This is a genomic window from Pseudomonas sp. NFR16 (genome assembly GCF_900108875.1).
Lineage (GTDB): Bacteria > Pseudomonadota > Gammaproteobacteria > Pseudomonadales > Pseudomonadaceae > Aquipseudomonas.
This window is the reverse complement of sequence record NZ_FNYJ01000002.1, coordinates 904854-930780: the sequence shown is the minus strand read 5'-3', so window position 1 is coordinate 930780 and position 25927 is coordinate 904854. Positions and strand designations below refer to the sequence as shown.

Annotated in this window: 25 protein-coding genes and 2 tRNA genes; 9 read left to right on the top strand and 18 right to left on the bottom strand. The window is 59.8% G+C overall.

Going from position 1 to position 25927, the window contains the following annotated elements; all coding sequences use genetic code 11:
- Window positions 1-3: 3 nt before the first annotated feature.
- The 3 genes from BMZ10_RS12945 to BMZ10_RS12935 form a co-directional block, all read right to left on the bottom strand.
- A complete protein-coding gene (locus BMZ10_RS12945) occupies window positions 4-1662 on the bottom strand; it encodes a thiamine pyrophosphate-binding protein (protein WP_093462414.1) in 1659 nt (552 codons plus the stop codon).
- A gap of 126 nt (window positions 1663-1788) precedes the next feature.
- Window positions 1789-2493 carry a hypothetical protein gene (locus BMZ10_RS12940; protein ID WP_093462408.1) on the bottom strand — a complete coding sequence of 235 codons (705 nt, stop codon included), beginning with the start codon at window positions 2491-2493 and terminating at the stop codon, window positions 1789-1791.
- 267 nt (window positions 2494-2760) lie between these two features.
- Window positions 2761-2837, bottom strand: a tRNA-Met gene (locus BMZ10_RS12935).
- A gap of 444 nt (window positions 2838-3281) precedes the next feature.
- On the opposite strand from BMZ10_RS12935, the gene BMZ10_RS12930 reads away from it, so the two are divergent.
- The gene (locus tag BMZ10_RS12930) at window positions 3282-5339 is read left to right on the top strand and encodes a methyl-accepting chemotaxis protein (RefSeq protein ID WP_093462404.1); all 2058 of its coding nucleotides are present in this window, start codon (window positions 3282-3284) and stop codon (window positions 5337-5339) included.
- 293 nt (window positions 5340-5632) lie between these two features.
- On the top strand, window positions 5633-6289 hold the full coding sequence (locus BMZ10_RS12925; protein WP_093462401.1) for a class I SAM-dependent methyltransferase: 657 nt from the start codon (window positions 5633-5635) through the stop codon (window positions 6287-6289).
- 217 nt (window positions 6290-6506) lie between these two features.
- Here the strand turns inward: BMZ10_RS12925 and ychF are convergent, their stop codons facing one another.
- The 8 genes from ychF to BMZ10_RS12885 all read right to left on the bottom strand — a co-directional run bounded on the left by ychF (window position 6507) and on the right by BMZ10_RS12885 (window position 13339).
- Window positions 6507-7607 carry a redox-regulated ATPase YchF gene (gene ychF, locus BMZ10_RS12920; RefSeq protein ID WP_093462398.1) on the bottom strand — a complete coding sequence of 367 codons (1101 nt, stop codon included), beginning with the start codon at window positions 7605-7607 and terminating at the stop codon, window positions 6507-6509.
- Window positions 7608-7628: 21 nt separating this feature from the next.
- Complete coding sequence (gene pth / locus BMZ10_RS12915; RefSeq protein WP_093462395.1) at window positions 7629-8213, bottom strand: aminoacyl-tRNA hydrolase; 585 nt, start codon at window positions 8211-8213, stop codon at window positions 7629-7631.
- A 75-nt stretch (window positions 8214-8288) separates the two neighbouring features.
- The gene (locus BMZ10_RS12910; RefSeq protein WP_093462392.1) at window positions 8289-8897 is read right to left on the bottom strand and encodes a 50S ribosomal protein L25/general stress protein Ctc; all 609 of its coding nucleotides are present in this window, start codon (window positions 8895-8897) and stop codon (window positions 8289-8291) included.
- Window positions 8898-9036: 139 nt separating this feature from the next.
- Window positions 9037-9978, bottom strand: a complete 942-nt coding sequence (locus BMZ10_RS12905; RefSeq protein WP_093462390.1) for a ribose-phosphate pyrophosphokinase — start codon at window positions 9976-9978, stop codon at window positions 9037-9039.
- A gap of 47 nt (window positions 9979-10025) precedes the next feature.
- A tRNA-Gln gene (locus BMZ10_RS12900) sits at window positions 10026-10100 on the bottom strand.
- Window positions 10101-10135: 35 nt separating this feature from the next.
- Entirely contained in the window at window positions 10136-10987 is an 852-nt protein-coding gene (gene ispE, locus BMZ10_RS12895) for a 4-(cytidine 5'-diphospho)-2-C-methyl-D-erythritol kinase (protein ID WP_093462388.1), read from the bottom strand.
- A 2-nt stretch (window positions 10988-10989) separates the two neighbouring features.
- On the bottom strand, window positions 10990-11607 hold the full coding sequence (gene lolB, locus BMZ10_RS12890) for a lipoprotein insertase outer membrane protein LolB (protein WP_093462386.1): 618 nt from the start codon (window positions 11605-11607) through the stop codon (window positions 10990-10992).
- A gap of 4 nt (window positions 11608-11611) precedes the next feature.
- Complete coding sequence (locus BMZ10_RS12885) at window positions 11612-13339, bottom strand: tetratricopeptide repeat protein (protein WP_093462384.1); 1728 nt, start codon at window positions 13337-13339, stop codon at window positions 11612-11614.
- Between the two features lie 258 nt (window positions 13340-13597).
- Here BMZ10_RS12885 and hemA point away from each other — a divergent pair, with 258 nt between their 5' ends.
- From hemA to BMZ10_RS12855, 6 genes are all read left to right on the top strand, one after another.
- A complete protein-coding gene (gene hemA / locus BMZ10_RS12880; protein ID WP_093462382.1) occupies window positions 13598-14875 on the top strand; it encodes a glutamyl-tRNA reductase in 1278 nt (425 codons plus the stop codon).
- The gene (gene prfA / locus BMZ10_RS12875) at window positions 14872-15954 is read left to right on the top strand and encodes a peptide chain release factor 1 (protein ID WP_093462380.1); all 1083 of its coding nucleotides are present in this window, start codon (window positions 14872-14874) and stop codon (window positions 15952-15954) included. Before hemA ends, prfA begins: the two co-directional genes overlap by 4 nt.
- Complete coding sequence (prmC, locus tag BMZ10_RS12870; RefSeq protein ID WP_093462377.1) at window positions 15955-16788, top strand: peptide chain release factor N(5)-glutamine methyltransferase; 834 nt, start codon at window positions 15955-15957, stop codon at window positions 16786-16788.
- Complete coding sequence (locus BMZ10_RS12865) at window positions 16782-17537, top strand: molybdopterin-synthase adenylyltransferase MoeB (RefSeq protein WP_093462375.1); 756 nt, start codon at window positions 16782-16784, stop codon at window positions 17535-17537. Before prmC ends, BMZ10_RS12865 begins: the two co-directional genes overlap by 7 nt.
- Window positions 17538-17547: 10 nt before the next feature.
- Window positions 17548-18348 (top strand): glutamate racemase, encoded by an 801-nt coding sequence (gene murI, locus BMZ10_RS12860; RefSeq protein ID WP_093462373.1) that lies wholly within the window; start codon window positions 17548-17550, stop codon window positions 18346-18348.
- A gap of 114 nt (window positions 18349-18462) precedes the next feature.
- Window positions 18463-18981 carry an acyloxyacyl hydrolase gene (locus BMZ10_RS12855; RefSeq protein WP_093462609.1) on the top strand — a complete coding sequence of 173 codons (519 nt, stop codon included), beginning with the start codon at window positions 18463-18465 and terminating at the stop codon, window positions 18979-18981.
- A gap of 143 nt (window positions 18982-19124) precedes the next feature.
- On the opposite strand, the gene BMZ10_RS12850 is transcribed toward BMZ10_RS12855, so the two are convergent.
- The 7 genes from BMZ10_RS12850 to BMZ10_RS12820 all read right to left on the bottom strand — a co-directional run bounded on the left by BMZ10_RS12850 (window position 19125) and on the right by BMZ10_RS12820 (window position 24711).
- Window positions 19125-19433, bottom strand: a complete 309-nt coding sequence (locus BMZ10_RS12850) for a YkgJ family cysteine cluster protein (RefSeq protein ID WP_093462371.1) — start codon at window positions 19431-19433, stop codon at window positions 19125-19127.
- A 176-nt stretch (window positions 19434-19609) separates the two neighbouring features.
- The gene (locus tag BMZ10_RS12845; protein WP_093462606.1) at window positions 19610-20035 is read right to left on the bottom strand and encodes a nuclear transport factor 2 family protein; all 426 of its coding nucleotides are present in this window, start codon (window positions 20033-20035) and stop codon (window positions 19610-19612) included.
- Window positions 20028-21473, bottom strand: coding sequence for a deoxyribodipyrimidine photo-lyase (gene phrB / locus BMZ10_RS12840; RefSeq protein WP_093462368.1), 1446 nt, complete (start codon window positions 21471-21473; stop codon window positions 20028-20030). The genes BMZ10_RS12845 and phrB overlap by 8 nt, the downstream gene beginning before the upstream one ends.
- A gap of 9 nt (window positions 21474-21482) precedes the next feature.
- A complete protein-coding gene (locus BMZ10_RS12835) occupies window positions 21483-22421 on the bottom strand; it encodes a MerR family transcriptional regulator (protein ID WP_093462366.1) in 939 nt (312 codons plus the stop codon).
- 5 nt (window positions 22422-22426) lie between these two features.
- Window positions 22427-23407: a YbgA family protein gene (locus BMZ10_RS12830; RefSeq protein WP_093462363.1), complete on the bottom strand. Its 981-nt coding sequence runs from the start codon at window positions 23405-23407 to the stop codon at window positions 22427-22429.
- A 105-nt stretch (window positions 23408-23512) separates the two neighbouring features.
- Window positions 23513-23728: a TIGR02450 family Trp-rich protein gene (locus tag BMZ10_RS12825; RefSeq protein WP_093462360.1), complete on the bottom strand. Its 216-nt coding sequence runs from the start codon at window positions 23726-23728 to the stop codon at window positions 23513-23515.
- Window positions 23725-24711 (bottom strand): NAD(P)/FAD-dependent oxidoreductase, encoded by a 987-nt coding sequence (locus BMZ10_RS12820; RefSeq protein WP_093462357.1) that lies wholly within the window; start codon window positions 24709-24711, stop codon window positions 23725-23727. The genes BMZ10_RS12825 and BMZ10_RS12820 overlap by 4 nt, the downstream gene beginning before the upstream one ends.
- A gap of 300 nt (window positions 24712-25011) precedes the next feature.
- Between BMZ10_RS12820 and BMZ10_RS12815 the strand changes: the two genes are divergently transcribed.
- Window positions 25012-25914, top strand: coding sequence for a TIGR01777 family oxidoreductase (locus BMZ10_RS12815; protein ID WP_093462354.1), 903 nt, complete (start codon window positions 25012-25014; stop codon window positions 25912-25914).
- Window positions 25915-25927 lie beyond the last annotated feature (13 nt).

The following is a 25927-nucleotide window of genomic DNA, read 5'->3' as shown; positions in this document are numbered from 1 at the left end:
CTCTTAATCAAGACGAGCCTGGGGTGTGATCTGCCGTGGATCGACGCGCAACTCGATCAGCGCAGCGACGCCCGCTGCTTGCGCACGCTGAAAGGCTGCCGGGAAATCTTCGCTGCGTTCGACCCGTTCGGCATGAGCACCGAAGGATTTGGCCAGAGCGATAAAGTCCGGATTCGCCAGCCCGGTGGCCGACACGCGTCCCGGATATTCTCGCTCCTGATGCATGCGAATGGTCGCAAGCATGCCGTTGTTCACCACAATGACCACTATCGGCGCGTTGTATTGCATTGCCGTGGCCAGTTCCTGAGGGTACATCATGAAGCAGCCATCGCCAGCAAAACAGACGACAGTTCTGTGCGGGGCATGCAGCTTGGCCGCAATGGCTGCCGGCAAGCCGTAGCCCATCGCGCCATTGGTCGGCGCCAGTTCGGTGGCTGGCTGGCGGTAGCGATAGAAACGATGAACCCACACGGTGTAGTTGCCTGCGCCGTTGGTGATGATCGCGTCGTCCGGCAATACCTCATTCAGGTGCGCCACCACCGCGCCCATGTCCACGCCCGCCAGTTGCGGGTGCGCGAGCGGCGGTGTCGAATGCTCCAGATAGTCGGCCCGGGCTTCGCTGGTCCAGGTTTTCCAGGCGCTGCTGACAACCGGCTCCATGGCTGCGGCGGCGTGGGCGAATTCGCGAAGCGACGACAGGATGGACAAGCGCGCGTGATAGACGCGATTGAGTTCCTGAGGATCGGGGTGCACATGGATCATCGGCTGTTGAGGCGTCGGGCTCTCGATCAGCGTGTAGCCCTGGGACACCGTTTCGCTCAGCCGGGAGCCGATCACCAGCAGCAAGTCGCTCGTCCTTACTCGCTCCAGAAGCTTGGGCGAGATGCCCAGACCGAGTTGGCCGACGTAATGTCTGTCGCGATTGTCGAACAGGTCCTGGCGTCTGAACGACGCAGCCACGGGCAGATCGTTGGCGTGTATGAAGCGCCGCAGCGCATCGCTGGAATCTGCGTCCCAGCCTGTTCCCCCGACGATCACCAGGGGCTGTTTTGCCGCAGCGAGCAGGCTGCGCAGCGCCGTGAGTGAGGCGCTGTCAGGCGATGCGCGCGCAATGCGCACCGGTTGCGCGTCGGTCACTGCGGCGCTGCCGAACAATATCTGTTCGGGCAGGGCAACGACCACCGGGCCTGGACGACCCGACATGGCGATGCTGAACGCTTTACTGACGACTTCCGGAATGCGCTCGATGCTGTCGATTTCGGTCGCCCACTTCGCCAGACCGCCGAACATCTGCACGTAGTCCACTTCCTGAAAGGCTTCGCGCCCCTTGAACGCGCTTTCGATCTGGCCGACGAACAGAATCATCGGTGTCGAACCCTGTCGGGCAGTGTGTACGCCGTTGCTGGCGTGGGTCGCACCGGGGCCGCGCGTCACGAAGCAGATGCCGGGGCGACCGGTCAGCTTGCCGTAGGCGTCGGCCATGTTCGAAGCCGCGCCCTCGTGTCGGGTGACGAAGGTGCGAATCGAGGTCGCGTCGTACAGTGCGTCGAGCACCGGCAAATAACTTTCGCCGGGAACGCAATAAATCGTGTCGACGGCATTGCGCAGCAGCGCCTGGACGAGAATCTGGCCGCCATTACGCGGTTGCTTGGCATCGGGCATGGACGTTGAATTCCTTGATTCGGGTTTCCCGCAGGACGTGCGTCGAGGGCGGCCGACAGTGGCGCTCCCGACGACAGGTCCAATTGGGTGTAGACCAGAACCACGGCAATTGCATCGATTGCCGTCTTATTGCTGGACCGCGCTGTACCCTTCAAACGCCGTCTGCTGCTGGATCGCGGCAATAATGTTTTTGCGTGTGGCAGGTTGCTCGTTGCCGTCTTTGTCCACGAAGCTTTCGCTCTGCAGCTCGGCGTCATCGCCTTCTCCGACAAAGGTGAATCCGAGGAACTCGAAAGCTTCACGGTCCACATTGGCTTTCGAACGTGGAGTGCGCAGCGGCAGCGTCGCGGTAGCGCCATCCTTGCTGATGACGAACACTTCGGCTTCTTTTTTCGCCCGCGCGGTTTTGCTCTTGCCGCCGCCCGGATTGCTCACTGCTTGATGAGTCTGGTTGAGCACCTTCAACGCGAGGCTGTACACCAGCTCCTGGAAGCTTGGGTCATCTTTGTAGCTGGAGAGAATCCGGCTGATCGGGAATTTTTTGCTGAGGTCTTCCAGCGCAGCCATGTCCGCCGCCTCGGCGTCCTTGAGCTGTTTGAGCTGACCCATCAACTCGTACGCCTGGTCATCGTCGAAACGGTCGTGAGCCTGACGGATGGCGACGCGCAACTCGCGAATCTGATCGCTTTCCTTTGCACTCTGAAAGGCATCCAGCACCATTTCGCTGATGGTTTTCGCCTGCGGCACATGCTGTGAGAGGTTGATGGCGTCTTCGTAAGCTTGCTTGGAAGACAGAGCGGTCACGGCTGCATCGGTTTGAAAATCAGACATTGAACATCCATTACTTCATTGACGGGATTTGAGACGCGAAAAGCGCTGGGCGTTTCGAAGGGGGGTTAATCTATTGGACGAGCCCTCGGTTGTCACGAGTGGCCTTTGTGATTCGAAGCCGTCGTTTGCCGGCAGTGGTCAACTGCATGGAGTCGATCCGGGAAGTTAACGCGACGCCTGGACCCAATGGGTCAAGCGCAGAGACTGGCGGGTGTCAGACAGCCAGAAACAACAAAGCCCGCACAAGGCGGGCTTTGTTGAGGTACTTGGTGGCTACACAGGGACTTGAACCCCGGACCCCAGCATTATGAATGCTATGCTCTAACCAACTGAGCTATGTAGCCAAGTGGCGCGCATTATTCGCTCGAATCGAAGTTGTGTCAAGCGCCTCTTTGAAAATTTTATGCGTGTGATCAATCGGTTAGGGTTTCAGTCCTCCCGCCGTCGAGAAATGCAGCGGGAATGTCACGACGGTGACAATTTATGCAGCATCCATTGAGTTGTTTCGCCCCACTTTGGCGCATTCGGCGTGCACCGTCTTTGCGCTCGTGCCCATTTAGATGGCTTCGTGCTATCGGTCCATTTCTTGCTTGAGCCAGCCCAAGGGTGGGCTTGGCTGAATGTCGCTCTATCCGTCCATCACCGACCGCTTACACGTCCTCGACACAGGAGACGGGCGGTTATCGTTTTTGAAACAGAGACATGGCATTTTGCCTGTAAGCAATGTTGAGGACCTTGGTCGCGGTCACGAGCTGCGCCATGAGGTTATCGCTGAGGAGTAGTCGGGTATGCAGAGTCTTTTGTCGCCAGGAATCCGCCTGCTCGGACAGTTTGGGTTTGCACGCAAGTTTCAGGTGCTTTTCATCTTGTTCATGCTGCCGCTGGCCGGCAGCCTGTGGATGATCGGGCAAGACTACCGCAGCAAGCTGGCCGTCATTTCCGAGGAGCAGTCCGGAGTTCGTCAATTGCTTGCTCTGGATCAACTGGACGCTCAATTGACGTCGCAACGTAACCTGGCCGCGCGCTGGAAAGCCGCCGATATCCTTCATGATCCGACGCCGGCTGCCAAAGCCGCCATGTCTGCGCTCGACGCCGCGAATCCTCAGCTCACGCAAACCCTGTCTACCCTGGCTGACGAGCTGAAAGCGCGTCATGTCAGTGCCGACACGATGGCCCGTTTCCAGGCGCTGCAGGCATCGATCAAAGGGATGGACTCCGAATCGCTGCGTACCGTGGGCTGGTGGCCCGATGGATACGATCGTTTTACGGCGGCGCTGACGTCGCTGCAAAGTCTGCGTGAACAGATCGCTATCGACAGCGGGCTGATCCTTGACCCGTGGCTTGAAACCTACCTGCTGATGCAAGTCGCCACGCAACAGGCGCCGGATCTGATCGAGCGTATTGGTCGGATGGCCAGCATCGGTCAATCGTCGATTGCTTCGGGGCAGTTCACCTTGCAGAGCCGTTTGCAGATGCGCGATCTGCGCAGCCGCATCGGCGACGCTCGCGACCAGTTGGTCAAGACCGTGAGTTCCTTGCAGGCGAAATCCTACCCTGGCATGGAGGTCTGGACGCGTCAGTACAACGACAGTCTTCAGCGCCTGGACACCGAACTGAAAACCCTCGATGACGGCGTTTTCGGTGGCACGATCAAGCTCGATACATCAGCCTTCGAGCGCAGCGTCGACAGCACGCTCCAGGCTTTGGCTGCGTTGCGTAATCAGTCCTTGTCCTCGTTGCACAGCCGGCTGGATTACTACCATGATCGCAGCATCCGGCAGTTCATCCCGGTTGCCGCGACGTTCAGCATTCTTGCTGTGGCCGCGCTGTATCTGTTCATGTGCCTGCAGGCCTCGATTCGTCGCAGCGCTCAGGGCATCACGACCCTGGCCGAATCCCTTCGTGACGGCAATCTGTGCGTCGAGGTTCCAGTGCAAGGGCGTGACGAGCTGGCGGCGATCAGCACCGCGCTGAACGTTGCGGTCGTGCAGTTGCGTACCAGCCTGCTGGGCGTCAACCACGAAACCCAGCAGCTCGGCTCGGCGGTGCTGACGCTCAATTCGCAGTCGGGCAGCACGCTCAATGAGGTGGAAGATCAGCAGCAGCAGATCAGCCAGATCGCAGCGGCGGCCACTCAATTGGCCGCGACGTCGCTGGGCGTTGCCAAAAGCTGTGAGGAAGCCTCCGGCAGCGCGCAACAGACGCGGCAGATTGCCGAGGACAGCAGTCGCGACAGCCAGCGCACTACAGCGAGTATTCAGCAGTTGAATCAGAAACTCACTGATACGGCCAATGCCCTGGGCCGTGTCAGCGAGCAAGGTCAGCAGATTCAATCGGTGGTCGACACCATTCGCGGCATCGCTGAGCAGACCAACCTGCTGGCGCTCAACGCTGCTATCGAAGCCGCTCGGGCGGGCGAGCAGGGACGTGGTTTTGCCGTGGTGGCCGACGAGGTGCGTAGTCTGTCCCAGCGCACGCAGGCCTCGACTGCGCAAATTGCCGGCACGGTCGACAGTCTACGCTCGACGGTCAGTCAGGCCGTCACGTTGATGGAAGCCGCATGCGGCCAGGCGGTGAGCGATGCGCAATCGGTCACCGGCCTGGGTGAGCGCCTGGGCGAGATTGCCAATGCCGTTCAGGTCGTCACCGACACCCTGGCGCAGATCGCCACCGCAGTGGAGGAGCAGGCAGCGACGGCCGATGAAGTCAGCGGCAATATCCAGCAAGTTGATCAGGCGGCGGGGCGATTGCTGGAGGGCGCACGCGCGGTGAATCAGGCCGCCGATACGCTGAGCAAAGGCAGTCGCGCATTGAGCGACAACACCGCCAGATTCCAGCTCAGCTGATGACAGCCCCGGCAGTTAAAGCCGGTCCTGTGGAGAGCACGAAGAGCTCGCAGTCTCCGTAGGACCGGCAGGAACACCCTCCATTCAACGGCGTGATACCCGACGCCTTCCCGGCTAAAGCCGGTCCTACAAGAGCCCGCCGAGCACGTGGCGTCGGTCGGGCCGCACGGACTGCGCTATGTCGGTGAGCACAGTGCCTTCATATACCCTCAGATAGTGGTGGCTCGATCGCGGCTGACGTATAAGAATCGTCATTTTTCGGGCTTCCACTCATTCTTTCGCAAGGCGTTCTCATGACTGACAGCAGTGCCGCAGGCGCGGCGGTTTATTCTCCTTTCACCTTGGCGCTGTATGACGCGTGGGTGCTGGGCATCTCCAATCGTTACGCCTGGCGTTGCCCGACCAAAGAGGTCCTGCTGCCATTCTTCCGCGCCAACACGGGCCTTCGGCATCTGGACATCGGCGTGGGCACCGGTTATTACCTGGCCAACGCGCAACTGCCGGCGGACACCCAGATCACGTTGCTTGACCTTAACCCGAGCAGCTTGGAAGCGGCCAGGCGCAGGATTGATCGGCCAGGTACACGAACCCTTCAGCACGATGTCATGACCCCCATTCCGGGCGATGAGCTGTTCGACTCCATTTCGCTGTTCTATCTGCTGCATTGTTTGCCAGGCCCGCTGGACGCCAAGGCCGCCATCTTCGGCACGCTCAAACATAACCTGCAGCCGGGCGGCGTCCTGTTTGGCGCGACGATTCTGGGTGATGAGGCCGGGCACAATGGTTTCGGCCGCAAATTGATGGCGGTGTACAACAAGAAAGGCATTTTCGGGAACCGCGGCGACACCCAGCTCGGCTTCGAAGCGCACTTGCGCCAGCACTTTCGTGACGTCACGCTCAAGCGCGAGGGCAAGGTCCTGCTGTTTCGCGCGGCCCAACCGATCGTTTGACACGCGCCTTCAGCTGAGCGGCAGCACAACGCGGGTTTCGAGCCCGCCTTGCTGGCGGTTGTGCAGGCTCAGCGATCCGCCGCGCTCAAGCCGACCTCAGCGTGTATAAGGACTGATTGCCCGGCTCGCCTCACAAAGCAGCCATAAAAAAGGCCCCCGCATCCGTTGATGCGGGGGCCTTGTCGTTCAGCAGGGGCGCGGACGTTGCCGCGATAAATCAAACGTTGAAACGGAAGTGCAGCACGTCGCCGTCCTTGACGATGTAGTCCTTGCCTTCCAGACGCCATTTGCCTGCTTCCTTGGCACCGGCTTCACCCTTGTACTGGATGAAGTCGTTGTAGGCGATGCATTCGGCGCGGATGAAGCCTTTCTCGAAGTCGGTGTGAATCACGCCCGCCGCTTGCGGCGCGGTTGCACCCACGCGCACGGTCCAGGCGCGTACTTCTTCGACACCGGCAGTGAAATAGGTCTGCAGGTGAAGCATTTCATAGCCGGCGCGGATGACGCGGTTCAGACCGGGTTCTTCGAGGCCGAGGGCTTCGAGGAACATGTCCTTTTCCTCACCGTCATCGAGCTCGGCGATCTCTGCCTCGATCTTGTTGCAGACCGGAACCAGCATCGCGCCTTCTTCTTCGGCGATGGCACGAACGACGTCCAGATGCGGGTTGTTTTCAAACCCGTCTTCGGCCACGTTGGCGATGTACATGACCGGCTTGGTGGTCAGCAGATGGAAGCCTTTGATCACGGCTTTCTCATCGGCGCCCATGTTCTTCATCAGGCTGCGCGCGGGCTTGCCTTCGGTGAAGTGAGCGATCAGTTTTTCCAGCAGGCCCTTCTGGACCACGGCATCCTTGTCGCCGCCCTTGGCGTTGCGCGCGACTTTCTGCAGCTGTTTCTCGCAGCTGTCGAGGTCGGCGAAAATCAGCTCCAGGTCGATGATCTCGATGTCACGCTTGGGGTCGACGCTGTTGGAGACATGAATCACGTTCTCGTCTTCGAAGCAGCGAACCACATGAGCAATGGCGTCGGTTTCACGGATGTTGGCCAGAAACTTGTTGCCCAGGCCTTCACCTTTGGAAGCACCGGCTACCAGACCCGCGATGTCGACGAACTCCATCGTGGTCGGCAGGATGCGCTTCGGATTGACGATCTCGGCCAGCGCCTGCAGGCGTGGATCCGGCATCGCCACGATGCCGCTGTTCGGTTCGATGGTGCAGAAGGGAAAGTTCTCCGCCGCAATACCGGATTTGGTCAGGGCGTTGAACAGGGTGGACTTGCCGACGTTGGGCAGGCCGACGATGCCGCAATTGAATCCCATGGTGTTTCCCCTCGTGTGATGTCAGGCCTTCTGGCTGTGCAGGACGCGCATCGCCTTGGCGAAGTCGCCAGCGAGTACATCCGGCAGCACGCCGAGGGCAAAGTCGATGCTGGCGTCCAGTTTTTCCTGTTCGGCGCGGGGCGCACGACCCAGTACGAAATTGGAGACCAGACTGGCATCGCCCGGGTGGCCGATGCCAAGCCGCAGACGATGGAATCCGTTCTGGTTGCCGAGCTGCGCAATGATGTCGCGCAGGCCGTTATGCCCGCCGTGCCCGCCACCCAGTTTGAGTTTGGCGACGCCCGGAGGCAGGTCGAGTTCGTCGTGAGCCACCAGAATGGCGTGTGCAGGGATCCGGAAAAAACCTGCCAGAGCCGCAACCGACTGGCCGCTGCGGTTCATGTAGGTCGTCGGGATCAGCAGACGAACGTCCTGGCCTTGATGGCTGAATTTAGCCGTCAGACCGAAATACTTGCGGTCAGCGGTCAGATTGACACGCTGTGCGCTGGCAATACGCTCAACGAAAAGAGCCCCTGCGTTATGCCGGGTCTGTTCGTATTCGGGGCCTGGATTTCCCAGGCCGACGATCAGTTGGATGGCGGTCACGTCAGGGGCTCTTCCTTGGGTCGAGTGTGATGATGCCGGGCATCATCACGGGTTCAACCGGCTAGCGAGTAATGATTACTCAGCTTCGCCTTCTGCGGTGCCTTCTTCGTCCTGAACAACACGTGGAGCGTGGACGTTTGCGATGTCCAGGTCCTTGCCGTGTGCCAGAGCGACGAATTCAACACCTTGTGGTGCTTTAACGTCGGACAGGTGAACGTTGTCACCGATTTCCAGCGCGCCCAGGTCAACTTCGATGAACTCAGGCAGATCTTTAGGCAGGCAGGACACTTCCAGTTCAGTGGTAGTGTGCGAGATTTCGCCGCCTTTCTTGACCGGAGCTTCTTCGTTGATGAAGTGCACAGGAACGGTAGCGGTCAGTTTCTGGCCGGCTACAACGCGGATGAAGTCGGCGTGCATGATGAACTGCTTGGCCGGGTGACGCTGCATGGCCTTGATCAGTACGTTCTGCTTGGCACCGTCAACGCTCAGTTCGATAACGTGGCTGTAGGCAGCTTCGTTTTCGAACAGCTTGGCGATTTCCTTGGCTTCGATGGTGATCGAGATAGCTTCTTTGCCACCACCGTAAACAACGGCAGGAACAGAGCTGGCGAGACGACGCAGGCGGCGGCTCGCACCTTTCCCCAGGTCGGTACGCGCTTGGGCGTTCAGAGTAAAGTCAGTCATTTTGTATCTCCAAAATAGCCATCGTCGGGTAGCGTTTGCGACCAGCGCCAAACCGGGATGGGCAAAAAAGCCCCGCCCCAACAGTGCTTGTTGGGGCGGGGCGCTTTTCGTCAACGGATGGTTCGAGAGGGCAGGGCCCTTAACGGAACATCGCGCTGATCGATTCTTCGTTGCTGATGCGGCGAACCGCTTCTGCTACAACCGGTGCGATATCCAGCTGGCGGATACGGTCACAGGCCTGTGCTGCTGCGGACAACGGAATGGTGTTGGTCACCACCAGTTCGTCCAGCACGGAATTTTCGATGTTCTCGATTGCGCGACCCGACAGCACAGGGTGTGTGCAGTACGCAAAGACCTTGGCGGCGCCATGTTCTTTGAGGGCCTTGGCCGCGTGGCACAGGGTGCCGGCGGTATCGACCATGTCGTCAACCAGAATACAGGTGCGGCCTTCGACGTCGCCTATGATGTGCATCACTTCGGAGTGATTGGCCTTCTCGCGGCGCTTGTCGATGATGCCCAGATCGACGCCCAGGGACTTGGCAACCGCACGTGCACGCACGACGCCGCCGATATCCGGGGAAACGATCATCAGGTTTTCGAAGCGTTGGTCTTCGATGTCATCCACCAGAACCGGGGAGCCGTAGATGTTATCTACCGGAATATCGAAGAAGCCTTGAATCTGGTCAGCGTGCAGGTCAACGGTCAGCACCCGGTCGATACCGACGACGGTGAGCATGTCCGCAACCACTTTAGCGCTTATAGCCACACGAGCAGAACGCGGACGGCGATCCTGACGGGCATAACCAAAGTAAGGAATGACAGCAGTGATTCGAGTCGCCGAGGAACGACGGAAGGCATCAGCCATCACGACGAGTTCCATCAGGTTATCGTTGGTCGGAGCGCAGGTCGGCTGAATAATAAAGACGTCTTTACCACGAACGTTTTCATTGATCTCAGCGGTAATCTCGCCGTCGGAGAACTTACCAACAGAGATGTCACCGAGAGGGATATGCAGCTGACGTACGACACGCCGAGCCAGATCGGGGTTGGCGTTCCCCGTAAAGACCATCATCTTGGACACGCGCAGTACCTGGAGGCTTAGGGTATGCCTGGATGACTATAGGAAAATGGCAGGGGCGGCTGGATTCGAACCAACGCATGGCAGGATCAAAACCTGCTGCCTTACCGCTTGGCGACGCCCCTGTATCTGTTGCTCGAGTGCCTGGCACTCGGTTCTCTTAGAGCAGTGTCTGTAACTTTCGGTGCAACATCGAGACGTTGCTGCCTTTCGCTACAAACCCTGTAAGGGTCTCTGTAAGAAGGGCCGAGACTTTATCAGCTTCAGCTTTGTTTGGGAAGGCCCCAAACACACAACTTCCAGTTCCGGTTAATTTTGCTTCGGTAAATTTACCTAGCAAATTCAAAGCGTTACGTACATCTGGATAACGCCTTGCTACAACCGGTAAGCAGTCGTTTCGACTGTTTCCCTTGGGAACGGGGCGCACTTTAATGGGCGCAGTGTCACGTGTCAACAGTGGATCTGAAAAAATTTCTGCTGTACTTACAGATACTTGCGGCACAAGTACGAGATACCACGGTTCTTCGGGGGTTACAGGCGTCAGTATCTCGCCCACGCCCTCGGCAAAAGCTGCGAATCCACGGACGAAAACCGGGACGTCAGCCCCAAGCCTGAGCCCCAGCGCCGCCAGCCGATCTTCATCCCACCCCAGCTTCCAGAGGTGATTCAGACCCAGCAGCGTAGTGGCCGCATCTGAGCTTCCGCCGCCGATGCCGCCGCCCATGGGCAGGATTTTCTTCAGCCAGATGTCGACGCCCAGGGTGCAGCCCGATTGTTCCTTGAGGGCGCGTGCGGCCTTGACAATGAGATTGCTGTCGTGAGGCACGTCGGCAATCTCGGTCTGCAAACGGACCTCTCCGTCCTCGCGAAGTGCGAAACTCAGTTCATCGCCGTAGTCGAGAAACTGAAAAATTGTCTGCAGCTCGTGATAGCCATCGGGGCGGCGCCCGGTGATATGCAGCATGAGATTGAGTTTAGCGGGGGCCGGCAGCGTGAGCAGGGGGTGCGCCATGTTCACTGTCCCAGTTTGCGTGGTTGCCAGTCCTTGATGACCAGCGTGACATCCAGATCCTGGCCGTGCAGTTTCATGCGCTCGGGCAGCGTGTAGCCGTTCTGTTCGGTATAGCTCAGGTATTCGATCTGCCAGCCATCCTGCTCCAGGCCGGACAAGCGACTGTCGCCGTCCAGGGTCAGGCGGCTTTTGCTGTCAGGCGCCGGCAGGCCGCGAACCCACCAGACCAGATGCGAAACCGGCAATTGCCAGCCCAGTTGATCCTTGAGCAATGTCTCGGGATCGGGCGCGTCGTAGCGGCCCTGATTGGCGACTTCCAGCGACACGGCACCCGGGCGTCCTGTCAGGCGGGCCGCGCCACGGCCCAGCGGACCCGAAAGGCGAATGTCGTAGTAATCCTGACGTTGCAGCCAGAACAGCGTGCCGCTGCCGGAGTCCTTGGGCGCACGAATGCCGACTTTACCGTTGATCTGCCAGCCATCCAGGCTGCTCAGCTGTTCCTTGTTCACACGCCACTGGCTGGCGTTGCCCTGACCTTGCACGGCTTCGCGGGAAGTGACGCCGGCGCAACCGGCGAGCAGGGCAATGAGGCTGAATACGACTACGTGGCGCAATAACATAAATTCAAAGAGTCTCGGAGCCGGTCAGGCGTTTGAGGGTGCTGCGCAGGACCGGGCTGTCAGGTTGCTGTTCGAGGGCCTTGCCCCAGATTTTGCGTGCTTCGCGCTGTTGGCCCTTGGCCCACAGGACTTCACCCAGGTGTGCGGCGACTTCGTGATCGGGGAAGCGCTCGAGCGCCTCGCGCAGCAGCCGTTCGGCCTCGTCCAGATTGCCGAGGCGATAATTGACCCAGCCCAGGCTGTCGAGCACGGCAGGATCTTCCGGATTGAGCTGATGCGCGCGTTCGATCAGTTCCTTGGCCTCGGCGTACCGCGTGGTGCGGTCGGAAAGCGTGTAGCCCAAGGCATTCAGCGCCATGGCGTTGTCAGGCTCGCGCTTGAGAATGGCCCGCAGATCAGCCTCCATCTGCTGGAGATCGTTGCGTTTTTCGGCCAGCATGGCGCGGGTGTACAGCAGGTTGAGGTCGTCCGGGTATTGCTTGAGCGCGGTCCCCAACACCTGCCAGCCACGATCGCTCTGGTTGTTGTTGGTCAGGGTCTCGGCTTCGATCAGGTACAGCTGAATCGCGTAATCGGGCTGATCGGCACGTGCCTGAGCCAGACGCTTGGAGGCTTCGGCTGTGTTGCCATTGCTCATCAGAATATCGGCCTGGCGCAGTTGCGCGGGCAGATAGTCATTGCCAGGTCCCACCTGCGCGTATTCGCCAAGGGCGTTCTGCGGGTCGTTGCGTTCTTCGTAGATCCGGCCCAGGTTCACATGCGCCGAATCGACATGACTGCCGCGTGCGACGAGGTCTTCCAGATAACCCTGGGCTTCGTCCCACGCCTTGTTTTCAAGGCAGACCAGCGCCAGCGAATAGCGCAATTCGTCGTCGTCCGGGTACTGCTGCACCAGACTTGAGAACTGCACTTTGGCGTCTTCCATGCGGTTCTGTTCGACCAGCATGCGCGCGTAGGTCAGGCGCAGGCGTTTGTCGTCAGGGTATTTCTTGATGCTTTTTTCCAGCAGAGGAATCGCTTCCTTGCCCCGGTTCATGCTTTGCAGCAGCCGGGCGTGCAGAAGAATCGGCGCTACTTCGCCCTCGCCGGGCGGGTTGTCTTCGAGGAGCTTGAGCGACGCCGCGCTGTCGCCTTCCTGCTGCAACAGGAGCGCCTTGCCGAAGATCAGTTGACCGTTTTTCGGGTACTTGACCAGTAGACGATCAAAGCTTGCGATCAGGCCCTTGCGCGTATTGGAGTCGGTTTCCGCTGCCGACAGCGCGAGGAAGTCGAAATGCGTGTCGCCCTGACCCTGCAACACCTTTTCCATGTAGCGCATGGAGTCGTCGTAGCGTCCTGCGCGTGCCAGCTGGATGGCGGCCGCGCGCTGGGCTTCGAGATTGGCCGGATCGTTCTTCGCCCAGATCATCGAGGTGTCCAGGGCAGCCTGATCGGCGCCCAGGTACTCGGCGATGCGGAAAGCGCGCTCGGAGATCCCCGGATCCTGGGTCTGGATCGCCTGGGTCACGTAGTTGTCCAGCGCGATGTCGAAACGGTTACGTTGCCCGGCCAGCTCGGCGGTCAGCAGGCTGACGACGGTTTCCTGGGTGAACGAGCCGTAAACCCGGGGCTTGGCTTCAGGTGCAGGGGTCGCTTCTTTCGCCGGAGCAGCGGGCTCCGTGGAAACAGAGGCCGTAGACTGACAGCCACCAAGAACGACAAGGGCAAAGAACAACGCGGAGGATTTATTCATATAGAAGAGAGGGCGGCTTACCTGCGGTTTGGAAGCATCATGACACAAGGCAGGGAGCAAACCCACAGCCCGCGCGAAATCTAGAGACCCTCAATCTACAGCGTGCGCCCGGACAATTTGCCGCACGCGCAGCGCTGTAATGCGGATCACTATAGGGACAATAGACTCTTGCGGACGTTCTGAATCTCTTGCGGTGGTTGTCCTGAATCTATTGAAGTAGGACAATTGCCGGCTTCACGTCACCATCAGCGACCTTGAATGGCCTTTCTTGCTCTGGGTATCAACCATAAGACTGCATCAGTGGATGTCCGCGAGCGCGTGGCATTTACGCCTGAGCAGCTGGTTGAGGCATTGCAGCAGCTCTGCCGCCTGACTCAAAGTCGGGAAGCGGCCATCCTCTCGACCTGCAACCGCAGCGAGCTCTATATAGAGCAGGACCAGCTGACCGCCGAGGTCGTGCTGCGCTGGCTGGCCGATTATCACCATCTCAATATCGATGAGCTGCGCGCCAGCGCCTATGTCCATGAAGACGACGCGGCCGTACGCCACATGATGCGCGTGGCGTCGGGGCTCGATTCGCTGGTGCTGGGCGAGCCGCAGATTCTTGGCCAGATGAAATCCGCCTACGCCGTGGCCCGAGAGGCCGGCACCGTCGGTCCCTTGCTCGGCCGATTGTTTCAGGCGACGTTCAGTGCCGCCAAACAGGTGCGGACCGACACTGCCATTGGCGAAAACCCTGTCTCGGTGGCATTTGCCGCGGTCAGTCTGGCCAAGCAGATTTTCAGCGATCTGCAACGCAGTCAGGCATTGCTGATCGGGGCAGGGGAGACCATTACGCTGGTCGCCCGGCACCTGCACGATCTGGGGGTCAAGCGTATCGTGGTGGCCAACCGCACGCTGGAACGCGCAAGCATTCTGGCTGAAGAGTTCGGCGCGCATGCGGTGTTGTTGGCTGATATTCCGGCCGAACTGGTCAATAGCGACATCGTCATCAGTTCCACTGCCAGCCAGCTGCCTATTCTGGGCAAGGGCGCGGTGGAAAGCGCCCTGAAACTGCGCAAGCACAAGCCGATTTTCATGGTCGACATCGCCGTGCCGCGCGACATCGAGCCTGAAGTCGGCGAACTGGACGACGTTTACCTGTATACCGTGGACGATCTGCATGAAGTCGTCGCGGAGAACCTCAAGAGTCGTCAGGGCGCAGCCTTGGCCGCTGAGGAGCTGGTCAACCTCGGTGTCGACGAATTCATGTCGCGCCTGCGCGAACTGGCGGCGGTCGATGTGCTCAAGGCCTACCGCCAGCAAAGCGAACGTCTGCGTGACGAAGAACTGCAGAAGGCCCAGCGCATGTTGGCCAACGGCAGCAATGCCGAGGATGTGTTGATGGCGCTGGCCCGTGGCCTGACGAACAAACTCATGCATGCGCCAAGCGTGCAATTGAAAAAGCTGTCCGCCGAAGGCCGCGTCGATGCGCTGGCCATGGCCCAGGAACTCTTTGCCCTCAACGAGGGCTCCACGGATAAACCCCCGCAATGAAAGCTTCACTGCTCAATAAGCTGGACGTGCTCAGCGACCGTTTCGAGGAATTGACCGCGCTGCTGGGTGATGCGGAAGTCATTTCCGATCAGACCAGGTTCCGTGCTTACTCTCGCGAGTATGCGGAAGTCGAGCCAGTGATCCAGGCGTACAAGCAACTGCAAAAAGTGCAGAGCGATCTTGAGGGCGCTCAGGCGTTGCTCAAGGACAGCGATCCTGACATGCGTGAAATGGCCGTCGAAGAAGTGCGCGAGGCCAAGGATCAGTTGCTGGTGCTCGAAGGCGAACTGCAAAAGATGCTGTTGCCCAAGGACCCGAACGACGGTCGTAACGTGTTTCTGGAAATCCGCGCCGGCACCGGCGGCGACGAAGCGGCCATTTTTTCGGGCGACCTGTTCCGCATGTATTCGCGGTATGCCGAGCGTCGCGGCTGGCGGGTAAAGATTCTTTCCGAGAACGAAGGCGAGCATGGCGGCTTCAAGGAAGTCATCGCTCGGGTCGAGGGCGACAACGTCTACGGCAAGCTGAAGTTCGAATCCGGCGCGCATCGCGTGCAGCGTGTGCCGGAAACCGAATCCCAGGGCCGTATTCACACCTCGGCCTGTACCGTGGCGGTGCTGCCTGAGCCCGATGAGCAGCAGGCGATCGAGATCAATCCCGCCGACCTGCGCGTCGACACCTATCGCTCGTCGGGTGCGGGTGGTCAGCACGTCAATAAGACCGACTCGGCAATCCGCATCACGCACTTGCCCACCGGTATCGTGGTGGAGTGTCAGGAAGAGCGCTCTCAACACAAGAACCGCGCCCGAGCGATGGCCTGGCTGTCGGCCAAGCTTAACGACCAGCAGACGGCAGCCGCCGCCAATGCCATCGCCAGTGAGCGCAAATTGCTGGTAGGTTCAGGCGATCGTTCCGAACGCATTCGCACGTACAATTTTCCACAGGGACGAGTGACGGACCATCGCGTTAATCTGACGCTGTACTCGCTGGATGAAGTTTTGGCCGGTGGAGTCGATGCAGTGATAGAGCCGTTACTTGCCGAGTATCAGGCAGATCAACTTGCGGCACTGGGTGAGTAAATGACCATCATCGCCAGCTTGTTAAGAAGCGCCGAACTGCCGGACTCTCCGACAGCGCGTCTGGATGTCGAACTGCTGCTGGCGGCTGCCCTGGGCAAGCCGCGCAGTTTCCTGCACACCTGGCCCGAGCGTATCGTCAGCACCGAGGCGGCGCAGACGTTCGACGGCTATCTGCAACGCCGACGAACCGGTGAGCCAGTGGCCTACATCCTGGGTCAGCAGGGCTTCTGGAACATCGATCTTGAAGTCGCAACGCACACATTGATTCCACGTCCGGAAACCGAAATGCTGGTGGAAACTGCATTGGAGTTACTGCCTGGCCCGATCCCGCATCGCTTGCTCGATCTGGGCACCGGCACCGGCGCCATCGCGCTGTCGCTGGCCAAGGATCGTCCGCAGTGGTCTGTCACAGCGGTGGATCGGGTGGATGAAGCCGTCGAGCTGGCAGAGCGAAATCGCCAGCGTCTGCATCTGGACAACGCCACTGTGCTGAGCAGCCATTGGTTCAGCGCCGTACAAGGTCAGCGGTTCGACCTGATCCTGAGCAACCCTCCTTATATAGCCTCCAATGACCCGCATCTGGTCGAAGGCGATGTGCGTTTCGAGCCCAGCAGCGCGCTGGTGTCCGGCACGGACGGCCTGGACGATCTGCGGCTGATCGTCTCGCAGGCGCCAGAGCATCTGGAAGCGGGGGGCTGGTTGCTGCTGGAACATGGCTACGATCAGGGCCCGGCGGTACGCGATCTTCTGCACAGCCACGGTTTCGAGCAGATCCAGACACGTCGGGATCTGGGGGAACATGAACGCATTACCTTCGGGCGCGTGCCGTGCTGACTGACGACGAGCTGCTGCGCTACAGCCGGCAGATTCTCTTGCAGCAGGTGGATATCGACGGTCAGTTGCGCCTCAAACAGAGCCGCGCGCTGATCGTCGGCATGGGCGGACTCGGTTCGCCGGTGGCGCTGTACCTGGCCGCTGCCGGCGTCGGCGAACTGCATCTGGCGGATTTCGACAGCGTCGATCTGACCAATCTGCAACGCCAGATCATCCATGACACTCAGAGCGTCGGTCAGAGCAAAGTCGATTCAGCCATGAGCCGGCTGACGGCGATCAATCCGCAGGTCCGACTGGTCGCTCATCGCGCCGCCCTGGATTCGGATTCGCTCGCAGCTACCGTTGAGGCCGTTGATGTGGTGCTCGATTGTTCCGACAACTTTTCAACGCGCGAGGCCGTCAACGCTGCATGCGTGGCGGCAGGCAGGCCTCTGGTGAGCGGCGCCGCCATTCGCCTCGAAGGGCAGCTGTCGGTATTTGATCCGCGTCGCGCCGAGAGCCCGTGCTACCACTGCCTGTACGGGCACGGCAGCGAAAGTGAACTCACCTGCAGCGAGGCCGGCGTGATTGGGCCGCTGGTCGGATTGGTCGGCAGCCTGCAAGCGCTTGAGGCCCTGAAGGTGCTGGCCGAATTTGGCGAGCCGCTGGTCGGCCGGCTGTTGCTGATCGATGCCCTAAGCACTCGATTCCGTGAGCTTAAAGTCAAACGCGATCCGGGCTGCAGCGTCTGCGGCAGCGCTCGCCAATGAACGGTCGCGTATGAACAGAGACAGCGACGCCCCGGTAGGCGTGTTCGACTCAGGCGTCGGCGGCCTGTCGGTGCTGGGCGAAATCCATCAGTTGTTGCCGAGCGAATCGCTGCTCTACGTCGCCGATTGCGGGCACATTCCGTATGGCGAGAAAACCCCTGAGTTCATTCGTCGCCGCTGTGTGGCGATCGCCGAGTTCTTTCGCGAGAAGGGCGCCAAGGCGTTGGTTTTGGCCTGCAACACCGCAACGGTCGCAGGCGTTGCGGACCTGCGCGAGCGCTACCCGGACTGGCCGATCGTGGGCATGGAGCCCGCGGTCAAACCCGCCGCCGCAGCCACCCGCAGCGGCGTGGTCGGTGTGCTGGCGACGACCGGCACTTTGCAAAGCGCAAAGTTTGCCGCGCTCCTTGATCGGTTCGCAGCGGACGTGCAGGTCATCACTCAACCGTGCCCCGGCCTGGTCGAACTGATCGAGACCGGAGACCTCGCCAGCGCGCACATCCGGCAACTGCTGCACAGCTACGTCGAGCCTTTGCTGGTTGGTGGCTGCGACACGATCATTCTCGGTTGCACCCACTATCCATTCCTTAAGCCGCTGCTGCGCGAGATGATTCCGCCGTCCATATCGCTGATCGACACCGGCGCTGCTGTTGCCCGCCAACTGCAGCGTTTGCTCGGTCAGCGAGACCTTCTGGCCACCGGAACAAGTCATCCCACCCAATTCTGGACGAGCGGTGATCCAGAAAATTTCAGAAACATCCTACCGTTGCTCTGGAAAAAATCTGACAGTGTGCGAAGCTTCGTTTCGTGAAAAAAACGTGAATAGCACTGTTTGCCGCTGAACTAATGTTCAGCGCCGGATTTCTACAGCACGTCTGTTGATATAAAAATTTTTCTAACTGCACTCGAAAATGGGATGTTTCAGATGAAGCGACTGTTTTGTTTGGCTGCGATTGCGGCCGCTTTAACGGGGCAAAGTGCAATCGCACAAGCTGATGGGGTTGAGTTTTCGGTGGGGCAGACCGGCGAATCGACCATGACGTATCGCTTGGGCGCGCAATTTGATTGGGATAAGAGCTGGTGGCAAACCGGCGTCGGTCGTCTGACCGGTTACTGGAGCGGTGCATACACCTATTGGGAAGGCGACAAAAACTCGAGCAACAACAGCCTGTCGTTCTCGCCTGTCTTCGTTTACGAATTTGCCGGCGATAGCGTCAAGCCATACATCGAGGCTGGTATCGGTGCTGCTGTATTCCAGCGCACGGAAGTCGAAGGCAATAAACTGGGCAGCGCGTTCCAGTTCGAAGACCGCCTGGGCTTCGGTCTGCGCTTCGCCGGTGGACATGAAGTCGGCCTGCGTGCCACTCACTACTCCAATGGCGGCATGACCACCAACAACGACGGTATCGAAAGCTACGCCATTCACTACACGATGCCGTTCTAAGCGATTTATCGCTGCGGCTCGTCGAGCTGTGGGAGTCCGTCGGCTGACGCGGGTGCATCCGCAAAGGATGCAGCGTCTGCGCGTCAGCCTTCGTGAGCGAACTCACTCCTACAATGCCTGCAACAATGGCGGATCCGTGACACTCACAGATACGCCGTCGCAATCCCTTCCCGCTCCGTGATGCACTCGGGCGCACCCATCTCGAATTCTCTGCAGATCAACGGACGTCTGTCGTAAATCGTGCACATCATCGTGTCGCGATCGAGCGCGGCGCACCAGCCATCGTCCAGGCGCAGCATCACTTCACCGCCCCAATCGTCAGTGTCGATGAAACGCTCGGGAACACCGGTGTCGGTGATCAGCATCACTTCAAGCTGGCAGCAGCACGCCGCGCAGGTTGAGCAGGTGACGACAGGATCGGCAGGGATTTGAAGCACGGGGATGGCAGTCATGGGCGGCAGTGTAAAGCAGCGCACAGCAGACCGGTGGTCAGTCTGACGGACGTGGCTGTCAACGAAATTACTACGAGGCCGTCATGAGTCAGGCCCCGCCGAGGCCCGACCTTCAGCTGCTTATCGGCCAACGTCAATGCCGTGTGCCTCTGGCGCCTGCCAGCCAGGCACGAGTTTCAAGCCAGCCTCCGTTTAAGCCAGCGAATCATGCGGCCCATGACGGGCACGTGTTCATACAGCAACGCGCCTGCGTCGAAGAAGTCGCGGTGCTGAAAGACTTTGTTTTCTGCCCACAACAGATGCGAGCAACCCTGGACGGCAATCGGTTCGCCCTGGTTCAGGCGAGGATGGCAGTAGGTCCTGGTCCAGCGCAGATAGCCCTTGCCTTCGCGCACCTGGTCGAAGGCGTGGAATTCAAACTGCAGATCACTGACGTTGGCGTAGAGCTCGGCGAAATACCGGCGCACTTCTGCCAGGCCCTGGGCCTTGCGCATGGGGTCGGCGAACGCGATATCGTCCGCGTACAGTTCGCCCAGGCGCTCAAGGTTGTCTTTGTTCAACGCGGCGAAGCGTCGGGCATAGTCGCGCAGGAATTCACTCATGGTCATGAGTCTCTGCTTGTCGATGCGGCAGTGATTTGAAGGCCTGAAGTGCTCGCTCGCGGCTCGACTTCAAGTCGACGATCGGCGCTGGATAGCCTTCCACGCCGAATAATCCGCCCAGCGATGCCGGGTTATGAATGTCGCGCTTGTTCAGCTCTGCAAGCTCCGGAATCCAGGTTTTGATGAAGTGGCCGTTGGGATCGAACCGTTCGGACTGGCTGATGGCATTGAAGATCCGGAAGTAGGGCGAGGAATCGGTGCCGGTCGACGAACTCCACTGCCAACCGCCATTGTTGGCCGCCAAATCGCCGTCGATCAGGTGCTGCATGAAAAAGCGCTCACCTTCGCGCCAGTCGATCAACAGGTTTTTGGTCAGGAACATCGCCACCACCATGCGCAAGCGGTTATGCATCCAGCCGGTTTCGAGTAATTGGCGCATGGCGGCATCGACAATCGGCAACCCCGTCCGACCTTGCTGCCAGGCCTCCAGATCCTTGGGCGCCTGACGCCAGTTCAACGCCTCGGTTTCCGGACGGAATGCGCGATGGCGGGAAACGCGTGGAAAACCCACCAGCACGTGTTTATAGAACTCGCGCCAGATCAGCTCGTTGATCCAGGTCACTGAACCGGTGTTTCCGCTTTCGAACTCGCCGTTGTTGCTGCGCAATGCCGCGTGCAGGCATTGACGGGGTGACACGACGCCAGCGGCCAGGTAGGCAGACAGCTGGCTGGTGCCCGGTTTGGCTGGAAAATCGCGCTCGTCCTGATAGTAATGCACCTGCTCATCCGTGAACTGTTCCAGGCGCTTGCGGGCTTCATCCTCGCCTGCCGGCCACAGTTTGCGCAATGAATCGGGCGGGGTAGCGAATCCCTTCACGTGCGTTGGAATCTCGTCGCTTTTGACCGAGACCGCCTGCTGCGCTTTCGGCAGGCGTACGAGCGCAGGCATGGAGTAGTGCAGGCGCCCGTAGCACACCTTGCGAAACTGGGTGAAGACCTTGAAGTAGTTGCCGCTTTTGGTCAGCACGCTGCCGGGCTGGAAAAACAGCTGATCGAGATGACGCCTGAAACCGATGCCGTGCTTGTCCAGCTCGGCTTCGACCTTGCGGTCGCGCCCGGTCTCATTGACGCCGTATTCATCGTTGACATGGACTTGCTCGATCCCGTGTTGCCTGCACACATCGAGCAGCGTTTTAGGCGCGTGCTGCCAGGTGTCGGCATGAACGATCACCAGCGGCACGTTGAGCGCAGCCAGCGCCTTTTCGAGTTCCACGAGGTTGCGCAGCCAGAAATCCACCTTGCAGGCTGCATCGTCATGGCGTAGCCACTGGGCTGGACTGATCATGTACACGGCCAGCGTCGGGCCCGATTCCATGGCCGCGCTCAAGGCAGTATTGTCGTGTACGCGCAAATCACTGCGCAGCCATATCAATTGCATGGTCATGTCCTAGATGAGCCCGAGATGCTGCAGTGCGGTCTGGGCGGTCAACGGGTCTTCAGCGAGCGTCAGTCCGGCGATCTCACTGGCAGATACGGATAAGTCGGCCGAATGGATGCGCACCGTCGGGCCAAGGATCAACTTCGGGCACTCGATGTTCTGAAGCAGGCGAGGCAACTGCGCCACATTCAGCGACTTGCTCGAATACAGCAGCACCGCGCGCGGCTTGAGGTACTCGCAGGCGAGGGCCAGTTCACCGGCAGGCAGCGGCCAGTCGAAGACCTCCACGGGGCAATCGGTGCTGCTCAACAGCCAAGCGGTCAGCCATACGTGAGGCTCCAGCGGCAGATCGGACTGGTTGATCAGCAGTAACGGCGCGCCATTGACTTGCCGGTTGTTGTGGTAAAGCCGGGCGCCGAATTTGCTGCGCAGCCAGGAATGGAAAAACACGCGTTCCAGCTGTGCGCCGAACTGGCCCTGCCAGCGTTGTTCGAGCGAAGCGAGCAGCGGCAATAACAGCTGCTCACACAGCGTGCGCGGCGGATACAGCGACATCGCGCGGTTCAGCGTGTCGTCCAGCCGACGCTCTGCGAGCGCTGTGATGGCGTCCTGCAAACTCTGACGCAGCTGATCCCAATCGTTTTCCGGATGGGGCGGCGGCGCTTCTTTCTCGTCAATGAGTTGCTTGACCTGACTGACCGATACGCCGCGATTGAGCCAGGTGAGGATCGCCAGCACACGATCCACGTGTGCGGTGCTGTATAGCCGATGCCCCTTTGGCGTGCGATGAGGCACGATCAGCCCGTAGCGTCGCTCCCACGCGCGCAGGGTGACGGCATTGACGCCGGTCAGGCGCGCCACTTCGCGAATCGGCAACCAGCCTTCTTCGAGCGCGCTGGCGTACGCCTGCGGATCATTGTCCAGTACTTCCAAGTGGTTGTTTTTCATGTGTCTCAGATCGCGTTGCGCAGGCTTAGGTTTTCCGGATGCGGTTGCAGGTAAACCTGTAGCGCGATGTAAGGGTCCGGGTGTTGACGGAAATGGTGCTTGAGCAGTGTCAGCGGTACGACCAGAGGGACGATGCCCTGGTGGTACTGGTTGATGACGCCCTGGATCTCTTTCTTGTCGGAGGCGCTGATGGTCTGGCGCAGGTACCCGCACAAATGCTGCAACACGTTGGTATGAGTGCGGCGCGTAGCAGGCTTCTTCAGGGCGGCCATCAACTGAGAAAAATAACGCGGGGCGATTTCGCAGGGATCGTTACGGCCCATGTTGCCCAACAGGTTGCCCAGCACTTTGTACTGGATAGGGTCGTTGGCCATGAGCTGATACTTGTAGCGCGAGTGAAATTCGGTGAGCGCGCGTCGCGTGATACCGCCTTTGAGCACCTGTTGCCAGGCGGAATAGGCGAACACACGCGTTATGAAGTTTTCGCGCAGCACCGGGTCGTTGAGTCGGCCATCTTCCTCGACCGGCAGATCCGGATGTCGGGCGCAAAACGCCTGAGCGTAGATACCGCGTCCACCTGCGTCGAAAGGCGCACCGTTGTCTCGGTAGACCTTGACCCTCTCGAGGCCGCAGGACGGCGATTTCTGCATGAAGATGTAGCCGCAGATATCGTCCATTTCCTGGGCCATGTGCTCGCCGTAGTCGGCCAGCGCCTGGGTGACATTCATGTCGGTGTGAACGGTGCCAACGGCCTGCGGGTTTTCCGGATCGCCGACCAGCCGAATCGCTTCGCGGGGGATGCCCATACCGATGGCGACTTCAGGGCACGCAGGAACGAAGTCGAAGTGTTCACTGAGCGCGCGGGTCAGCAGGTGGGATTCTTTATGCCCGCCGTTATACCGGACTTCGACGCCCATCAGGCAGGCACTGACGCCGAGCTTGGGCTTGGATGCATCTTCCGGTAATGGATCGGATACGGCAGACATGGCAAGACCTCGATAAGCGACTTGTACAGAAAGTAATGCCTGTACAATATTTGTCCATCATAGGTTTGCCGTTATACAAGTCAAATCATTTGTACAAGGTCGCGATCACTTCCATCCGATTCGCCAGCATTGGTCATCGGTCAGCGCCTGCCATGCCATTCGCTCACTGCGTTTGGTCAGCACGGCCTGCAGTTCGATCTCTAGCACGGTGCCGTCATCGTCACGGAACAGATCAGTGACCAGGAAATGCTTTTCGCGTTTCTGGGGATGCGCTGCTGTCCATTTCGACAGCAGCAGCTTTTGCGGATTCAGGCGATTCACTTCAGGTGTTCAAGCAAACGACGGGCCGCTTCCTGTCCGCTGAGCCATGCGCCTTCGACGCGGCCCGACAAGCACCAGTCGCCACACACATAAAGGCCCAGATCAGGATCGGACAGCGCGCCGACTTCGCGTCCTCCGGCAGGTCGTGCGTAGAGCCAGCGGTGAGCCATTGTGAAGGCCGGGGCAGGGACCGCGCAGTTGATCAGCTCGGCGAACGCGCCGTGCAGATGGTCGATGACCTCTTCTTTGGGCATGTCCAGATGCTGACGGCTCCAGGCGCTGGTCGCATGTAGAACCCAAGTGTCCAGCTTACTGTCGCGCCCCGGTTTGCTGCGATTTCGGGCGAGCCAGTCGATCGGGCTGTCCTGCACGAAACAGCCTTCGAGCGGGGTATCCAGTGGCGTCTCAAACGCGAGCGCGACCGCCCATGTCGGCTCCATCTTCACACCGGCCACCACGCTTGCCAGCTTTGGCGCGGCAGCCAACAGCGTGGTGGCTTGGGGGGCTGGAATGGCAATCACTACCTGGCTGAACGGGCCGTGGCTGCGGCCATCGGCATCCTGCAGGTTCCAGTGTTGCTCGCCATGAAAGACTTCAGTGATGCGGCAGGAAAACGTGACCGGCATGTCGCCGAGCATGGCCCGCGTGATTGCGCTCATGCGCGGCGTGCCTACCCAGCGCACTTGCTCGTCGGGCGACAGGCTCAGTTTTGCGCCGTGATAGTTGTAGAGCACCGGTGCCCATTCGGCGACATGGCCTTGCGCCTGCCACTGCTGAACGGCGGCGGCGAAGCGGCGATCGCGTGCGGTGAAGTACTGCGCGCCCATGTCCAGCGCGCCTGCATCGCTGCGCTTGCTGGACATTCTTCCGCCGCTGCCGCGGCTCTTGTCGAAAAGGTGGATGGCATGCCCGGCGGCTTGCAATGCGCGGGCAGCAGAGAGTCCGGCGATACCGGTACCGATGATTGCGATAGGTACAGTCATAGGGGCCTCGTTACCTTGTCTGCACAGACTACGCCGTAGTTAAAACCTGTACAATGCTGTTTTTCGGTATAACTTGTCGTCCTTCGACGTTCAGGACGATGGCCTTGCTCAAGCCTCAATGTTGAGTCTGACGCTTCACCCGAATCGTTCAACCCTCCGAACGGATAAATCGAACCGCGTCAGCAAGACCGTTCTCTATAGCGTGGCCTATGGTTCAACTGTTCGCTTCGTTCACAAGCGCGTTGTTTGTGAAGAAATAGACTACTGATTTGCGACGAACGCCACGCGAGGAACTCACTCATGCACATCTTGCTGACCGGCGGTACAGGGTTGATAGGTCGTCGTCTGTGTCGACACTGGCTCGATCTGGGCCACCAATTGACGGTGTGGAGCCGCAGGCCCGATGAGGTGCCAAGGCTGTGCGGGGCTGGTGTGCGGGGCATTGCCCATCCGGACGATATGGGCGCACAGCAGGTCGATGCCGTGGTCAATCTGGCGGGCGCGCCGATCGCCGACCGGCCCTGGACCCGCAAACGCAAAATGCTTCTTTGGGACAGCCGGATCACGTTGACCGAACAACTCGTGACCTGGCTTGAGCGGCGTGAACAGAAACCTGCGGTGCTGATTTCCGGTTCGGCGGTGGGCTGGTACGGCGATGGGGGCGAACGCGAGCTGGACGAAACGTGCGCGCCGGTCAGCGAGGATTTCGCCAGCCGGCTGTGCATTGCCTGGGAAGAAACCGCTCAGCGTGCCGAAGCGCTGGGCATTCGCGTCGTCCTGCTGCGCACCGGTCTGGTCCTGGCTGGCGAGGGCGGCATGCTGCAGCGGCTGCTGCCGCCGTTCAAAATGGGCATGGGCGGCCCGATCGGGAACGGACGGCAATGGATGCCGTGGGTTCATATCGACGATCAAATCGCGGCGATTGATTTTCTGTTGAACCGGGACGACGCTCAAGGTCCTTATAATGCCTGTGCGCCATCACCGGTGCGCAATCGCGATTTCGCCAAGACATTGGCCGCTATTCTGCACCGCCCGGCCTTCATGCCTATGCCCGCGGTTGCGTTACGCCTGCTGCTGGGCGAGTTGTCGATTCTGCTCCTGGGCGGCCAGCGTGCCCGCCCCGGTCGCCTGCAAGAAGCAAGTTTCACTTTCCGATTCACCGATCTGCGCGCGGCCCTCGAACAACTTTCAGGCCGCCACTGACATCAAGGTGTTG

What these genes read in the sequence shown, in the direction of transcription:
- BMZ10_RS12945 (WP_093462414.1), bottom strand. Translation starts at nt 1,662, where the DNA reads ATGCCCGATGCCAAGCAACCGCGTAATGGCGGCCAGATTCTCGTCCAG.
- BMZ10_RS12940 (WP_093462408.1), bottom strand. Translation starts at nt 2,493, where the DNA reads ATGTCTGATTTTCAAACCGATGCAGCCGTGACCGCTCTGTCTTCCAAG.
- BMZ10_RS12930 (WP_093462404.1), top strand. Translation starts at nt 3,282, where the DNA reads ATGCAGAGTCTTTTGTCGCCAGGAATCCGCCTGCTCGGACAGTTTGGG.
- BMZ10_RS12925 (WP_093462401.1), top strand. Translation starts at nt 5,633, where the DNA reads ATGACTGACAGCAGTGCCGCAGGCGCGGCGGTTTATTCTCCTTTCACC.
- ychF (WP_093462398.1), bottom strand. Translation starts at nt 7,607, where the DNA reads ATGGGATTCAATTGCGGCATCGTCGGCCTGCCCAACGTCGGCAAGTCC.
- BMZ10_RS12910 (WP_093462392.1), bottom strand. Translation starts at nt 8,897, where the DNA reads ATGACTGACTTTACTCTGAACGCCCAAGCGCGTACCGACCTGGGGAAA.
- ispE (WP_093462388.1), bottom strand. Translation starts at nt 10,987, where the DNA reads ATGGCGCACCCCCTGCTCACGCTGCCGGCCCCCGCTAAACTCAATCTC.
- lolB (WP_093462386.1), bottom strand. Translation starts at nt 11,607, where the DNA reads ATGTTATTGCGCCACGTAGTCGTATTCAGCCTCATTGCCCTGCTCGCC.
- BMZ10_RS12885 (WP_093462384.1), bottom strand. Translation starts at nt 13,339, where the DNA reads ATGAATAAATCCTCCGCGTTGTTCTTTGCCCTTGTCGTTCTTGGTGGC.
- hemA (WP_093462382.1), top strand. Translation starts at nt 13,598, where the DNA reads ATGGCCTTTCTTGCTCTGGGTATCAACCATAAGACTGCATCAGTGGAT.
- prfA (WP_093462380.1), top strand. Translation starts at nt 14,872, where the DNA reads ATGAAAGCTTCACTGCTCAATAAGCTGGACGTGCTCAGCGACCGTTTC.
- prmC (WP_093462377.1), top strand. Translation starts at nt 15,955, where the DNA reads ATGACCATCATCGCCAGCTTGTTAAGAAGCGCCGAACTGCCGGACTCT.
- murI (WP_093462373.1), top strand. Translation starts at nt 17,548, where the DNA reads ATGAACAGAGACAGCGACGCCCCGGTAGGCGTGTTCGACTCAGGCGTC.
- BMZ10_RS12855 (WP_093462609.1), top strand. Translation starts at nt 18,463, where the DNA reads ATGAAGCGACTGTTTTGTTTGGCTGCGATTGCGGCCGCTTTAACGGGG.
- BMZ10_RS12850 (WP_093462371.1), bottom strand. Translation starts at nt 19,433, where the DNA reads ATGACTGCCATCCCCGTGCTTCAAATCCCTGCCGATCCTGTCGTCACC.
- BMZ10_RS12845 (WP_093462606.1), bottom strand. Translation starts at nt 20,035, where the DNA reads ATGAGTGAATTCCTGCGCGACTATGCCCGACGCTTCGCCGCGTTGAAC.
- phrB (WP_093462368.1), bottom strand. Translation starts at nt 21,473, where the DNA reads ATGCAATTGATATGGCTGCGCAGTGATTTGCGCGTACACGACAATACT.
- BMZ10_RS12835 (WP_093462366.1), bottom strand. Translation starts at nt 22,421, where the DNA reads ATGAAAAACAACCACTTGGAAGTACTGGACAATGATCCGCAGGCGTAC.
- BMZ10_RS12830 (WP_093462363.1), bottom strand. Translation starts at nt 23,407, where the DNA reads ATGTCTGCCGTATCCGATCCATTACCGGAAGATGCATCCAAGCCCAAG.
- BMZ10_RS12820 (WP_093462357.1), bottom strand. Translation starts at nt 24,711, where the DNA reads ATGACTGTACCTATCGCAATCATCGGTACCGGTATCGCCGGACTCTCT.
- BMZ10_RS12815 (WP_093462354.1), top strand. Translation starts at nt 25,012, where the DNA reads ATGCACATCTTGCTGACCGGCGGTACAGGGTTGATAGGTCGTCGTCTG.